Raw genomic sequence first — 14988 nt, forward strand, 5'->3', positions numbered from 1 at the left:
TCGACCTGTGTGAGGTGTTCAACGTACTTTGCAGCATTGTGAAGACAATCGCCCCGTGGCGGTGGAGGCCCAACGATCTGCCGCCTGGGTAACGGTGTAACAACGCAGGTCTGGTTGACGGCCGGGGTCAAGCCGAAGAAGGCCTCGAAAATCCACATGGCCGTCACCTTGCCGGGTCATCTGCTGGCTGTCCTTATAGCGCGGCTTTGTCCGTCTGCCATAAGGTTGGGGCGAGCGGTGATTTGCATCGGCAACCCGCTTCACCGCCTCGTCGAAGACTATAAGCGTTACGCCGAAGCTTGCCGGACTGCATCATGATGAACCAGGCTGTCGCCCTCGCCGCAGATGCATAAAAACCTTCACGCCGAGTGGCATAATTCGGTCAGGATCAACCTGCTCTCGAACATGGCTAACGCGGGAATGTGAGACACAATGGCAGGCCCCGAAGCGAGAAATTTCGATAGATGAGGGGGCGCCTCGAGCCATCGCGGTCAGGCTGTTTTGAATGAACCAGACGATGTTGCTAATCACACCATGTCCGCAAAAAAAGCGCAGATTTCTGCCGCTCTTGTCTTTGAAATGGTGACCCCTACGGATAGAGAACAGCTTTAGCATAGCGTGCCAATTAGTCTCAATATATTGAGATATAACTGGGTTCTGTGCTGTAATTGTTCATAGCTGTTCCATTGCTATCCCTAGAATTGCAAACAATATGGGGGAGAGCAGGGGGTACAGGATTTGTAGGGAATCCTGACATGCGCTTGACTGTAATGAAGGTGAAGACCCTTGGGTCCGGGCGACACTTTGACGCACACGGGTTATGTCTTGTCGTGCGCCCAACGGGATCGCGATCCTGGGTGCTGCGGATGCAGTTCAAAGGTCACCGCCGGGATTTCGGCTTGGGGCCTGTTCACGATGTTTCGCTAGCCGAGGCGCGCTGCCGCGCAGCAGAACTGCGCAAGATGGTAAGGGCTGGCCTCGACCCCGTGAAGGAAAGGGGGCTGCGGCGCGCCAACGTCCCCACCTTCGAGATCGTAGCGCGGCGGTGCTATGAAGCCCTGAGCGGCGGCTGGAAGGATCGGCGGCATGCCTCTTGGCTGTCCAGCCTCGAGAACCATGTGTTTCCCGAGATCGGCACGAAGCGGATCGATGCGATCGGCACCAAGGAAGTGTTGCTGGTGCTCGAGCCGATCTGGCTGACGATCCCAGACACAGCCCGTCGGATCCTGCAGCGGATTGGGGCCATCCTCGATTTCGCGCACATCAAGGGGTACATCCCGGCCGAAGTGTCGCTGCGTTCGGTAACGCGAGGCCTGCCGAGGCAACAGCAGCAGGTAACCCACTGGGCAGCGATGGCCTACGCAGATGTCCCCGCCTTCTGGTCGCAGTTGGTGGCTGAAGCGAATAGCGTTGGCCGGGACGCCCTGAAGCTCACGATCCTCACTGCAGTGCGTTCGAATGAGGCGCGGCTCGCGACATGGCGTGAATTCGATTTCGACGGGGCGATATGGTCGATCCCGGCGTCGCGCATGAAGATGAAGCTACCACATCTCGTGCCGCTGTCTGAACCGGCGGTAGTACTCCTCCGTCGGCTAAAGGAGGAGCATGAAGCGCTCTGGCCCGGCTCGATCGATGATCAGTATCTTTTCAGTGCCCGAGGCACGGCACCGATCAGCGACGTTACGATGCTGAAGGCAATTCGCGACGCCAAGATCGGCACCATCACGGTTCACGGTTTCAGGAGCAGCTTTGCCGATTGGGCTGCCGAATGCACCAATGTCCCGAAGGAAGTGACCGAGAAGGCGTTGGCGCACCGGATCCCCAATGCAGTCGAAGCCGCTTATCGACGAACAGACTTCTTCGAAAAGCGCCGGGACCTAATGGCGAAGTGGGCGCAGCACGTATGCTCAGGGCAGGGGGTGACCGCGAAGAAGGTGATAGGACGACCTCGTAAAGCCACCATGCCCAGCGGTTAAAAGGGGTGGGCCGGAGCTGCCGTCGCTGGGCACGGCAGCCATCGACCACTTATGCCGTTCCGGCCAAGCCACGGGTACGACCGCTATCGCCGAAAAGGGCCAGTCATAGGTTCTCGACCAAAGGCCAGCTTCGCCCGGTCGAAAGCCATTCGTTGCACGCTCCTCCGCCCCGACTATGGCTGCTGCGGCACACCATTTGGCAGTCCCATTTCTCCATCTCTTGGGGACATTTTCGGGAAAGAGCAATTGGGAACAGATTTTGGGAAAACTGCCACCTACAGACGCGGGAAAGGCGCGCTGCGCTCGTCCTGTCCCGCTGGAGGTTCCCAATCGGGAAAGCAGCGGCGGTATGCTCACACCACCTCGTGCGGCTCGTCCACGTCTAACGGCTCAACCCGTGCCTTGAGCAGGTCGAAGGTGGCATGAGCAATATACAGGCTTCAGTGAGTGGCCTCGTTCCTGAGGGCAATGCGCTTTCGCGCTCCTCATCGGAACAGCTTACGCAACCGCTGCGACCGGAGCATGCGCAGGGTGTCAGAAGCGGGCACGCAAGGAGCCGATCACCGTTCGCGGCGCGCCGGGATAGTTCTCGAGGCGTTGCACAGCGGACTCAATGAAATAGCGATCGGTCAGGTTGCGGCCCGTGACGGACAGTTCCAGCCCGGTGCGCGGGATCGTATAGCTGACCGTCGCATCGTAGATCGTATAGCCGTCGACGAAGAAACTATTGTCGAGATCGCCGCTGCGCCGGCCAACGCGGGTCACGCCGCCAGCTACGGTCAATCCTTCGAGCGTCCCGCCAAGGACGTAGCTGCTCCACAACCGCCCCGACCAGCGTGGAACGTTGGTGAGGCGATTACCAACGGCGAAGGTCTCGTCCTCACTGATCGTCGCGTCGAGGTGACTGGCGCTGGCGATCACCTGCCAGCGCCGTGTCAGATGGCCCGCAAGGTCCAGTTCAGCGCCGCGGACATGCTGCTCGCCGGTCTGGATGGAGAAACCGGTATTGTCGGGATCGACGGTCGCTACATTGCGCTTGCGGATGTCGAACACGCTAACGGTGGCGGTCAGCCGGCCGCCCACGGGATCGAACTTGACCCCAGCTTCCCATTGCCGGCCCCGTTCGGGATCGAGGTAGCGGCCATCCGCCCGTTGACTCGTCTGTGGCTGGAAACTCTGCCCGAAACCGCCAAAGAACGAAACTGCGGCAACAGGCTGAAGCACGATGCCGCTGCGGAACGTCGTCGCGCCACTGTCGCGATTGGCACGCGTGGATGCGATCCGGTCGCTCTGGCGATCACGTACCTCGTCGTGGCGGACGCTGCCGAGCAGTTTCAGCCAGCTCGCCACCGTCAATTGATCCTGAAGATAGACGCTGTAGAGATCGGAGCGGCGCAGGAAGCGGGCGTTGGGCGTCACGCTGGGCGGGGTAGCCGTATAGACGGGTGCAAGGATGTCGATCGCGGCGATGTTCGCCCGGTCGTTGACGAAATCGAGCGTAGCGCGGCTGTAGTTAACCCCGGCCAGCACCGTGTGGCCAATGCGGGCGGTGGCGAAGCGTGCCAGTGCCTCACCGCGAATATCCGCGGTATCCAGCTGCTCGGTACGCACCGTCGCGCGCCGGCTCAACGTGCGACCGTTGCTGGCGAACGCGCGATTGTCGATCGCGTAATCGTCGTCGACGGTCGCCTCAACGTAACGCGCATTGAGCCGCAGTGTTAGCCAATCCGCCGCCTCATGGGCGACATCAAGCGACGCACGCGATCGATGCGCTTCCGTGCGCGACCAGGGTTCGGCCAGAAACCGGTCCCGCGGCAACGTGACACGGTTGTCGGCACCCACGACCAACCCGCGGTCGAACGGCCCGCGCTGGGTGGCATGATCGAGGTCGAGGTTGATGACGGTCGCCGCGCCCGGCGACCAGCGGGCGGACGCCGCGACGAACTGGCGTGTCGAGTCCACCGTTTCGGCCCCGCGAAACCCGCCAAGCGTCTGCGCCGCGCCGGTGACCCGTACCGCGAGCGTATCGGTGACCGGGCCGCTCGCCGTCGCCGACACCCGGGCGAAGTCGAAGCTGCCGCCTTGAAGCTCTATCTCAGCGGTAGCGCGGTCGGCCGGCCGCCGGGTCGTTATATTGATGACGCCGCCAGGATCGCCCTGACCATACATGACCGAGGCGGGGCCTTTCAGAACCTCGACCGACTGCACGTTGGCTAGATCGAGAAACACTTCCGACCGGTCCGACACGCGGTTGAGCAGCACACCGTCGATCGCGTACCGCGGTGTCGCGAAGCCCCGCACCTGGAAAATCTCACCCCGATTGCCTGCTGTTGTGGCTGGCTGCACGCTCGAAACATTGCCCAGCACGTCGGTGAGGCGGATGCTATTCTGATCCTCGATCACGCTGCGCGTAACGATTTGGATCGACTGCGGTATATCCCTGACAGGCGTAGAAGTACGGGTCGCCGCATCTGTATGGTCATCGGTGTAGGTCGATCGTTCACCGGTGACGATAATATCGCCCCGTTGCTGTTCGGGTTCTTCCGCCTTTGCCAGCACAGGCGACGAAATCAGTAGGCATGGCAATGCCACGCCAGCGAGCCAGCAAATCATGAGGTGCTCCCTGAGTACACCCGCTGCGGGGCCTTATTTGATACTGACACCGGTTAGCAATAAGCGATTCCTGATGCAATCGCTTGCATGGTTGCCATATATCTGCCGGAAGGCTGCAGCGGGGGCTGCCCGCGGGGGGGCAGCGTGATCGGAACCCTGTCTGCTGTCAGTGCCCCAGAGCCGACGGATTTCGAGGCTCGGGTTGGATGCGACGCTGTCGTCACCACCGCCGCGGCGTGGAGCAAAGACCGACGGTGGTCCTGAGCAGCCCAAGGGGCTTTCCAAGCGTATAGCCACAGGGGGCACTTGATGGCTCATGCCGCTCTTTTCGCGCCGCTATGGTTAAGCTGAAGGCTTCGTTCTCAGCTGTATTGGGTTCTGAGAAGCCTTTCCATTTCCCGAAGTTCGATCCCGATCGGCACGGTGGCCGGGCTTAACGTACGATTTTGACCATCCTCTCACCGGACACCTAATGGACTTTCCAGTCGAGAATGGCTCGCAGGCCCAGCATCACCACGCCCGGCGCATGACGCAGGCCCGATGGGCGATGGACATATTGGATATCGGGCTGAAGTGTCAGAAAACGCGCGACACGGTCGCTATAGGTCAGCTCGATCGTGCTTTCCGATCGCGTCAGAGGCGGTTTGTTGGGGGGATTGGCGCGACGATAGGCGCGGCTCAGGCCCGCGGTCGCCAGTCCGATCGAGACGAGCGACTCGGGACGTGAGGGCAGGACGCCTTGCCCGGTGACGCCAAGCTGTATCCCACCCGCAAACGGCGTCGTCAGCCCATCGGACACGCCCGCACGCAGAAAGGTGCGCCAATAGCCCATTTTGCTTGCGTGACCGATCACATCCTGCTCGATCAACCCGTACAGACCACGCGACGCGGCGGTATCGGGCGCAAGGGTGATGCCCGGCGGCAAGATCCGCTGCTGCCGGTTGCTGTAGGTCCAGCCGCCCAGCGTGATCGCCGTTCGCCCCTTGATGCCCGCCTCGGCAATGAACAGCGCTGATCGCGGGCCGCCTTTATCTGCCACGCCACGCGGGGCTCGGATGACGGCCGCCTGCACATAATAGTGCTTGTCCTCCAGACGGACGCGGATCGCTAGATCGGTCCGGGGAAAGATGGACGGCCCATTCGGTCCCGTCGCCGCCAGTTCCGACCCGATGCCGAAGGCGGGTGCGATCAGCGAGGCGGCCGAGGGATTGGCATAGAATTCGCTGTTCAGGTCGTACTTGCCAACCAGGATCGACCCACGCCCCCCGGAAAAGTGCTGTTGCACCCAGGCCTGGTAAAGGAGCAGGTCGGGACGGGCGACCTCGATATTGTCGACGCCTTGCAGCGTGCCCGCAATGTCGTTGGGCCGCGCACCGGCATTGCTCAGGGCGCCGACATAGGCGCTTGCCCCCTGCCAGCCCGCCGCACGTTCCAGGTCGAGTGATGCCATCAGGTCGACATTGTCGAGAAAGCGCGCGCCCCGCGCCCCATCGCCCGCCGCGACGCCGAAAAGGTCGGCCTTATAGAGCAGGTCGAGGCTGAAGGTGCTGGCCTGCTCCTGTTCGCCCTCGCTACCGGTTTCGGAGCGTGGTTCCGTCTCCTGCGCCAAGGCAGGCGACGGCAGCGCGGCCAGCATGGGCATTGCCATCAGCATGATCGATTGACGAAGCGTCATCGACGTAATCCCCTTTGCGGCCGGCAGGGCTAGAGCCATGGCTCCCGCCCGCACTCACGCGGCGACCGGCTGGCAGGCTGCGGCGGGATCGTCCGCCAGCGCGGCAATCGCCTCCATGTCGAGCAGCCCAACAAAGTCCTCCCCACGGCGAAGAACGCCGGACAGACGCCAGGGCCCGTGCTGCGGCACGATGGCGGGCACCTCCTGCCGGTCGGCATGCTCGTGACAGGCCACGTCGACGACCTGATCGACTAGCAAGCCCAGCCATGCGCCATCCCGCGCGGTTTGGACGATCAGGATGCGCGCATCGTCCCCGGCTCCCGCCATCGTGGTGGCGGCAAGGACGCGCAGGTCGAGCACCGCCACCGACTGCCTGCGCAGATGGATCAATCCCACCATCCAGTCGGGTGCGGAGGGCACGCGAAAGGCCGGACGTCGATCCAGGATCTCACGCACCTCCGTCACCGGCAGGGCGAACAGCGAACCACCGATCGCGAAGACGACCGCTTCGATTTGGCCGCTCATGCCGCGCGCTCGAACAGGCGGCCTTGCTCGTCCGGGTTGCCCGACGTCAGGTCGAGCGCAAGGCTCCGCGACGATGCAGACGGCTTGATCGCCTTTGCGCTACGAGACTTGCCGGACGTGTTAGCGGCAGTCCGTTGCGCCGGGCGACGAGCACCATGATCCCGCCCCGCCTCATCAATATGGAAATAGGAAATGCTGGATTGCAACTGGCCAGCGTTCTCCGCGAGTTGTTCGGATGTCGCCGACATCTCTTCCGCGGCGTTAGCATTCTGCTGCGTGACCTGATCGAGCTGCTGGATCGCCTGATTGATCTGGACGGCGCCGATATCCTGCTCGCGGCAGGCGGCGCTGATCTCGGCAACCAGCTCGGCGGTACGGCGGATGTCGGGCACCAGCTTGACCAGCATCTCGCCCGCCTGGGTGGCGGCACCGACGGTATCGGACGACATACCGCTGATTTCCGCAGCGGCCGTCTGGCTGCGCTCGGCGAGCTTGCGGACTTCCGCCGCAACCACCGCAAAGCCACGGCCATGTTCACCGGCCCGCGCCGCTTCCACTGCCGCGTTCAACGCCAGCAGGTCGGTCTGACGCGCGATTTCCTGCACGATGCCGATCTTCTCAGCGATAGTGCGCATCGCGATCACGGCCTTCTGCACCGCCTGACCGCTCACTTCCGCGTCCTGCGACGACTGGCGGGCGATCTTCTCGGTCTGGGTCGCGTTGTCGGCGTTCTGTTTTATGTTGGCGGCCATCTGCTCCATCGACGCCGAAGCCTCTTCCGCAGCGGCGGCCTGTTCGGTCGCACCCTGGCTCACCTGCTCGGACGAGGACGACAGCTGCTGGCTGCCAGCGGCTACGCTGGAGGCCGCTTCCGTTGCTTCGCCGACCACGGTGCGCAGCCGCTCAACCATCGCGACCAGCGCATGGCCCAGCTTGTCCTGGTCAGATAGCGGCTGATGCTCGACCGTTAGATCGCCCTGCGCAATTTGATCCGCCAGCGTGGCAGAGGCGCGCAGATTGTCGGTCATGTTATTCACGACATCTACCAGGTCACGGATCTCGTCGTTGCTTGGGATCTCAATATTCTGATCGAGATCGCCTGCCGCCACGGCGCGAAGGGCAGCAGAAACACGGCCCAGACCGCGCGAGACGATCCTGCTGATCCACAAGGCACCCCCCATGGCGATCAGGAAGGCCGCAGCAGCCACGGCCAACAACGTCGTGCGCGATTGCGCATACAGCGCATCGCCGGCCTCATCCGCCTTCGTCAATTCCAACCGCTGGCGCTCCACGATCTTATCAACCGTATCGCCGATCCGCACGGCCGCCTTGTTGGCGGCACCCAGCGAAATGATCGATGCTTCTGCGTTGCGATTGGCGAGCGCCAGTTCGACGGCCTTGTCGGCGATTGACTTATACTCCGCCCAGCCGCGTTGCGCGTCGGCATACATCTCGCGATCGATTTCGTCCTCCGTGCGAGAAACTTCGTCGATCAGCCGATCGGCGCGGGCACGTTGCCGGCGCAGTTCCGTATGTTGCTTGGCCATGAAGTCTGTGTCGTCGCTCATCGTGAGATTCTTTTGCGCCACGATCGACGACGTCATGGCATCGTTGAATTGCTGCATACGGTCCAGCGAGGCGACCGGATCATCCACCATGTTGCTCTGGGCCGTGTTCAGGGTCGACAAGCGGTTCACGCTGAACCCCACGATGACCGCCAGCATGGCCAGGACGATCGCGAATGTCGCGACCAGCTTCACTTTGATCGTGGCTCGCATGCTTCTGCTCCCTGTTCACCTAATATATGCCATGTGCGATCAAAAATGATGCAAAGTCAGTGTGATGACTTTGTCGAATGGCAATGGCACGTGATAAATTCAGCAAGGCTCTCTCGATCCTTGGCCAGATTGGTAGATTACAAAAATTTAATTTATGATTGGCTGGATGAGAGTGTTTTGTTAACCAGATCGCATCTTCGTCTGTGAAACTTCTTAAATTAAGCGCCAACATCCTGAATTTTTGGAAAAATAGCCACCGCCACTCTGCGCGCAGGTAGCTGGAAAAAAAGTTCAACGTGCGGTCTTTGATTTGATTCCAAGCCAACATGACAGATGTGTCATTCTACCGACGTCGCTCACTGGCCAATCTACCGGCAGGCGATTCGAACCATCGTTACGATGGCTGCCGCAATGCCGATTGCGGAAGTGAGGGGGGGGCGCATAGGCCGTAGCGGGTATAGATACGTCGCCCGTCATAGGCCGTATCGACATTAGGATTTCCAAACGGAGGTGAACGCTGTTTCACAGTCATCCGTGTTGAGGCGCGGAGCGGGCGGTCGTGATCACGCGGCACGAGTTGAGCGAGGCGCTACGGTTACGGATTGCATCGCTAGTTCCGGGCAAGGCGGCTGATCCTGGCTGGCTGGATGGGGGCAGGCTTGGGCGAGCGGATCGGTTTGTCGGATCAGGAATGGTCGCTGACCGGGTCACTGCTATTGGCCGAGCGCGGACGAGGCTGTCGTCCCGCTGGTGACAGCCGGCCTTCTTTGAAGGCATAATGTGGATCACGCGGGCAGGGGAGCAGTGGCGGTATCTGCCGGAGGCATATGGCAAGTGGAACAGCGACTTCCGACGCTATGGTTCTGTAAGCCCCCCCATTTTTTACATGCTTTGGCTCATTTGCCGTCGCAACGGAAAGCGGCCAAGTCGCGCCAGCAGCAGCGCGCCATCCCAAAATACCATCCCAATGGGAATAGTAGGCCGCTTCCACTGGTTCCGGTATGGTGCCGTCGCTTATCTTCGATTCCGGGACCGCGATCTATCTATGATAGGTGCCCGTAATCCGAGCCGTAGCGATCGTATTGGCGCGGATCATGAAGCCAGCCAGCGCATTGCTGGCGCCGAATGGCAGATCGAGCTTGTCGACCCCCAGTGCGTGGACCGTCACGACATAGCGATGCACCTCGCCGGGGGGCGGGCACGCTCCGCCGAACCCGATCGTGCCGTAGTCGTTGCGCAGTTCCGTCGCGCCGTGCAGCGCGTCCGCCTTGCCGCTCACGTTCGCTGGCAGGCGCTGCACCGACGCTGGCAGGTTGACGACAGTCCAGTGCCACCAGCCCGATCCGGTTGGCGCATCAGGATCGTAGACCGTCACGGCGAAGCTCTTGGTCCCCGACGGGGCGTTGCTCCATGCGAGGGCGGGCGACTGGTTGCCGCCTGAGCAGCCGAAACCCTCAAATACCTGCGCGGGCGCCAGCATCGCACCTTCCGCGATCGACGGGCTGGTCAGGCGGAAGGGTTCAGCGGCCAGTGCCGGCGCAGAGAGGGTGGCAAGCGGCAGAAGCAGGGCAAGGCGCATGACGGGTCCGATCATGGGAGTGGATGCCCACTTGTACTGCGGATCACCGCGCAGGACCGTCGGCAGACGCTCGAAAACTGTCGGGAAACGCTCAGATAGCGCGGTTACGGATAGCGCGGGGCGGATGGCCGAAACGACCCCTGAATGCTTCGGTGAAGTGGGAAGGCGTCAGAAAGCCGCACTCCAGTGCGATCCGCGACACCGGATCGGCGCTGGTCTGCAGCATCAGCAACCCGCGTTCGAGCCGTGCGTTGCGCAGCACCACCGAGAAGCGCAGCCCGGCGTGACCCAACCACCGGCGGAACGTCGCCTCGCTCATTGCCAGGGCGGTCGCGACTTCAGCGGCGCGCCATGGATGCGCCAGATCGGCATCGATCAGCGCGCGCAGCCGCTGGAGCGGCCCATCGCTGGCGTAGGGTAGATGCACGCCCTTGTCGTGCAACCATACCAGCGGTTCGATCGCCCGGTGTCGGCGAATGGCAGCGGGCAGGGTGTCGTTGCTGAGGGTGTCGGCCAGATGGTCGAAGACCGCGGCTGCCTCGGGATCGCCTGCAAGCACCTGCGGGACGCCTCCGCCCTGCGAGCGAGCCGCCGCATCACCGAACACCAATGCAATAAGTTCAGGCGGATAGAACAACCCCTCCGCGCGGTAGTGCTTGTCCCGCGTCGGCCTGTTTTCCATCGTCACCAGAGCGCCGGCGGGAAAGGCCACGACATCCCCTGGTCTGGCCAGGATCGAGCCGAACGCTGGATGATGGATCTGCTTTTCGCCCGATTGCACCAGGCAGACGAACGCACGCGAGATGAAGACGTCGTCCATCGGCATGGCAGTTGCCTGGCCGATCGTCACGGCCACCACCTCTTCCGCCCCCACCATCCGCATTCGCAAATTTGCCCCACCAGGTTAGTTCGATTCGGCGTGACCTCGGCTCTCCTTCGCTGTCCAGAAGTTTCTTGAAACGCGATCGTCGTGGATAGTCTTGCTCCGTCCGACGTCACTCGATCGAGGCGTCTCAACGATCAGGGTTAGCAAGACGGCACCGATCGGCCGTGTCTCGATCATACCGCGACGATTCGTTAGGCGATCCCCGGTGGGAGCCAGTTGCGGCATGCGGTGGCGACCGCCGCATCCTGTTGTCCCGAACAGCTTTTCTTTCCGGCGGTCCGCAGCCGCGCCAGCGTCGCGCTACCGTTCTGTTCGGTGCCCCACGCGACCAGTGCCTTGCCCAGCTTTTCCAGCCGCGTCCGGGTTCGTTGCCGGTATCCTTCGGGTTGGCTGGCCAGTTCGCTAATGACCGCGCCGGACGCCTTTTCGATCGCGGCATGGTCGGTGGGCGTGAGGCGCAGCAGTCCCTCGACATAGGTCACCCCCCATTGCACCCGACTAGCCGGGCCTTCGGACGTTTCGTAGCCACGCCGCAGCCAGTCGATCGCCTGCCGCCGGTCGCCGCGCGCCTCGGCCAGTTCGGCGAGCGCTGGCATGTAGTAATAAGGTGTGCGCGACCGTTTGAGTTCGGCTTCCAGCAACCGTTGCGCCCCGGCCGCATCGCCGGCATCGGCCAGCAAGTGCGCCGCGCCACTGATGACTGCCTGCCGTTCATAGGGGCTGGTGACGCTGCGGTCGGCCCATGCAACCCTTTCGCGCACTTTGGCCAGCAACGCGGCGGCCGGTGGGGCGGCGGGGCCGGCGCGATCGCGGTACAGCGCGACCGCCGCGTCGACCGATGCAAGCCGCTCCGACGCGACAAGCCGGGTGTCCACGAACAGGGCGTCCAGTGCCCCGACGATCGCTTCGCCGATCCGCTGCCGATCCGCTCCTCCGCCAGGAACCGCACCGTTGACGAGTTTCACCGCGCCATAGGATAGCGAGGCGCGGTTGGCCCGGACCTCTGCGGGATCGGCGAGTACCGTCGTCAGGGCGTGGCGCAACCGGCTGCTCTCTGCGGGAGACAAAAGCGGGGCGGTATCGGGGCGGACGGTTTGCGCCTGTAAGAGGAACTGGCGTTGCAACCGGACATCAGGGGCGGCGGCCGCCAACGCGGCCAGCGTCGCCGCCGCAGTGGCAGATCGGCTCGGGTCGTGCCACCCCCCATATCCTGCGAGCAACGCCCAATCGTCGTTCGACAGCGATTGCCTGGACCGGACACGCTGCAGCAGCGTATCGACATTGCCGGTGCCGCGATGGACCGCATCCAGTGCCGACGCGACCTGTGCGCTATCGCCGGTGCCCGACAGCCGCGTCACTTCGCTCCGATCGGGACGCAGCAGTATTAGTGTCGGATAGCCGGTGACGCCGAACCGTTCGCCCCATGCCTGCGCTCCGGGCGTATCGCCGTCCAGATAGACGGGGATGACGTCGCGTGTCCTGCTGATGAAGTCTGGGTTGCGGAACAATCCGGCCTTTAACTGATTGCAAGGCGGACACCACACCGCCCCCCAATAGAGCAGCACCGGCTTGTTCTGTTCGCTCGCCTCCGCAAACGCATCTGCGACGTCGCCGTGGCGCCACGCGATCTCGGTGGCGGCGGTGGCTGTCTTCGGTGGTGGGGACGACCGGTCCTCTTCGCCACAACCCGAAAGCACGAGCAGCGCGGCGGCGGTAAGATACGTCCAGTAGCGCGGGGACATGCGGGCCTCCTTGTCATGCCGGGTCATAGCGAAACCTTCAGGTCGATGCTGGCGGTGCGCGGTTGCCCCGGCGACAGCGAATAGCAGCAGGTGCTGGTACCGCTGTTCCAGTAGCGGGTGTCGAACAGGTTCTGAACCTGTCCGCGCAGCGTAAGTTCGCGCCCGCCGAGCTGGAAGCGATAGTCGCCGCCCAACGTCGCCAGCCAGACCCCGGGGGTATAGACGGTCCAGTCGCGGGGCTGGTTGTTGAAGATTGCGGCCTTGCCCTGATAGCGGACCAGCGCCCTGAGGCCGACGCCGGCCAAGAAGGCGGGGTCGTAGGATGCATCGAACACCGCCGTTACCCGCGCGACGCCGTGCAGTTGCCGTCCGACCAGCCAGCGATTGGTGGCCCGTTCATGCGTGCCGTCGACGAAGGTCGTCGATGCGCCGAGGGATACGGTGGGGACGGGCACGACCCGCGCCGACACCTCGATCCCCTGATAGCGTTCGATGCCGTCCTGCACGAGCCGGTTGTCGTCGGTAACGAAGTTCGCCCCGCGGTCGAGCCGGAACAGCGCGACGGCGCCGGAGAACCGGTCCCATTCCCATTTGGCGCCGACTTCATACTGGCGACTGGCCAGCGCGGGCAGGATGTCGCCGACATTGTCGTACAGGTTGCTGACGATCGTCCCTTCGGACAGCGCCTGGATATAGCTGCCGTAGAAGGTCAGCGCCGAACTGGGGCGATAGAGCAGTGCGAAGGTCGGCGTGACGCCGTCGGTGCGATAGTCGCTGGTACGTTGCTGGCTGCGCCACGCCCATGCACGCGAATGATAGTCGGTGTAGCGCGCGCCGGCGATGACCGACACCGTGTCGGCGATGGTGATCGTGTCGCTGACGAACGCCGATTTCTCCTCGTTCCAGCCCAGCGGCCGGATTTCGAGGTCGCGGCGATCGTCATAGGTCCAGCGGGCGAGGACGGGGCGGAAGATGTTGCTGCCCGCCTGAAAGGTCGCAAGATTTTCGGCATGACGGCCGAGGCTGTCGCGCCAGTCGAGCCCGAGGTTGAGCTGGTGCGCGAGGCCGAAGGTAGCGAACTTCCCCTCGACGAACACCGAACCCAGTCGGTTGCGATAAACGTTGCGCCCGTTGAACAGGCGCAGCGAATAATCCCCCGCCTGGTTGAGCAGCATGATGCGTTCATAGGGCAGCCGGTGGTCGTTGCCGACCTGTCCGCCGGTCAGCCGGACATACCAGTCGGGGTTGACCTGCCACGTCAGGCTGGTGATCGCGGAATACAGGCGCCCGTCGGTATAGGTATCGCGCGAGGCGAAGCGCGTCCGCCCGCTGACCGGGGCAGGCACCACCCGGTCGCGATAGGTCGGCACCGCCGGGTTGGCATTGCCGCCGACCACGAAGCTGGGTTCGGCGCCGTCGATCTGGTTCCGTTGATAAAACGCATCGGTGCGCCAAGCGATATCGGGCGAGAGGTCGACGCGCAGCCCGATCGCCGCGCCCTGACGCAAAATCTCACTGTCCGCATAGGTCCGGCCGAACTCCTGGACCGCGTTTAGCCGGAACCCGACTGGCCCGACCGTGTCGCCGATATCGACATGCTGCCGGAACAGCGCCGCCGACTGCCACCCAACGCTGATATTTGCGAGCAGCGTCTCGGTCGGCTTCTTGGTGACGAAATTGATGACGCCGCCGGGGGCGGCATAGCCATAGATGAAGCTGCCGGCACCCTTGAGCAACTGCACCTGTTCGAGGAATTCGGGTGGGGTGTCGGCGCCCTGCGAGTCCCGCAGCGGTACGCCGTTGTAGAGTTGGGTCCGTACCGCCGCGCCGCGTACCGTCACCCATTGCGAATGGATATTGTAGCGGCTGCCGCCGTCGCGGGTCACGCTGGCATCACCGACGAAATAGTCGGCGGTGGTCAGCGCGCGCAGTTTCTCGATATCGTCGCTGTCGACGCTGGTGATCGAGAACGGCGTTTCGAGGTTCGAGCGGGTGCCGAGCGCGCCGCCGCTGATTTCCTTCTGCTGCTTGCGGCCGTTAACGACGATGTCGCTGTCGGGACTTTCCTTCGCTTCCTCCGTCTTCGCGGCGTCGGTGCGCGGCGGTGTGCCATCGAGCGGTTCGGCAAAGGCGGACGGTGCGGCTAGGAATGCGGTCGCCGCCAGCAAAAAGGCGCAGTTCTTCATGATTCCCCCCAAGGATAAGATGTGATGT

At 63.0% G+C, this 14988-nt stretch carries 9 protein-coding genes; 1 reads left to right on the plus strand and 8 read right to left on the minus strand.

All coding sequences use genetic code 11. From position 1 onward, the window contains the following. Positions 1-770: 770 nt before the first annotated feature. Positions 771-1976, plus strand: coding sequence for a phage integrase central domain-containing protein (locus tag QE363_RS08200; protein ID WP_309698150.1), 1206 nt, complete (start codon positions 771-773; stop codon positions 1974-1976). A gap of 534 nt (positions 1977-2510) precedes the next feature. Here QE363_RS08200 and QE363_RS08205 read toward each other — a convergent pair. From QE363_RS08205 to QE363_RS08240, 8 genes are all read right to left on the minus strand, one after another. Then, the gene (locus QE363_RS08205) at positions 2511-4589 is read right to left on the minus strand and encodes a TonB-dependent siderophore receptor (protein WP_309694181.1); all 2079 of its coding nucleotides are present in this window, start codon (positions 4587-4589) and stop codon (positions 2511-2513) included. Between the two features lie 469 nt (positions 4590-5058). Beyond that, on the minus strand, positions 5059-6264 hold the full coding sequence (locus tag QE363_RS08210; RefSeq protein WP_309694184.1) for a carbohydrate porin: 1206 nt from the start codon (positions 6262-6264) through the stop codon (positions 5059-5061). A 54-nt stretch (positions 6265-6318) separates the two neighbouring features. Continuing rightward, positions 6319-6789 carry a chemotaxis protein CheW gene (locus tag QE363_RS08215; protein ID WP_309694186.1) on the minus strand — a complete coding sequence of 157 codons (471 nt, stop codon included), beginning with the start codon at positions 6787-6789 and terminating at the stop codon, positions 6319-6321. Continuing rightward, positions 6786-8567, minus strand: coding sequence for a methyl-accepting chemotaxis protein (locus QE363_RS08220; RefSeq protein ID WP_309694189.1), 1782 nt, complete (start codon positions 8565-8567; stop codon positions 6786-6788). Before QE363_RS08220 ends, QE363_RS08215 begins: the two co-directional genes overlap by 4 nt. A gap of 1039 nt (positions 8568-9606) precedes the next feature. Then, positions 9607-10146 carry a YbhB/YbcL family Raf kinase inhibitor-like protein gene (locus QE363_RS08225; RefSeq protein WP_309694191.1) on the minus strand — a complete coding sequence of 180 codons (540 nt, stop codon included), beginning with the start codon at positions 10144-10146 and terminating at the stop codon, positions 9607-9609. Positions 10147-10237: 91 nt separating this feature from the next. Next, the gene (locus QE363_RS08230; protein ID WP_309694194.1) at positions 10238-11029 is read right to left on the minus strand and encodes an AraC family transcriptional regulator; all 792 of its coding nucleotides are present in this window, start codon (positions 11027-11029) and stop codon (positions 10238-10240) included. A gap of 194 nt (positions 11030-11223) precedes the next feature. Then, positions 11224-12801: a thioredoxin family protein gene (locus QE363_RS08235; RefSeq protein WP_309694198.1), complete on the minus strand. Its 1578-nt coding sequence runs from the start codon at positions 12799-12801 to the stop codon at positions 11224-11226. Beyond that, positions 12798-14960: a TonB-dependent receptor gene (locus tag QE363_RS08240; RefSeq protein WP_309694201.1), complete on the minus strand. Its 2163-nt coding sequence runs from the start codon at positions 14958-14960 to the stop codon at positions 12798-12800. The genes QE363_RS08235 and QE363_RS08240 overlap by 4 nt, the downstream gene beginning before the upstream one ends. Positions 14961-14988: the final 28 nt, after the last annotated feature.

The sequence above is a fragment of the Sphingomonas sp. SORGH_AS_0870 genome (assembly GCF_031453175.1).
Lineage (GTDB): Bacteria > Pseudomonadota > Alphaproteobacteria > Sphingomonadales > Sphingomonadaceae > Sphingomonas.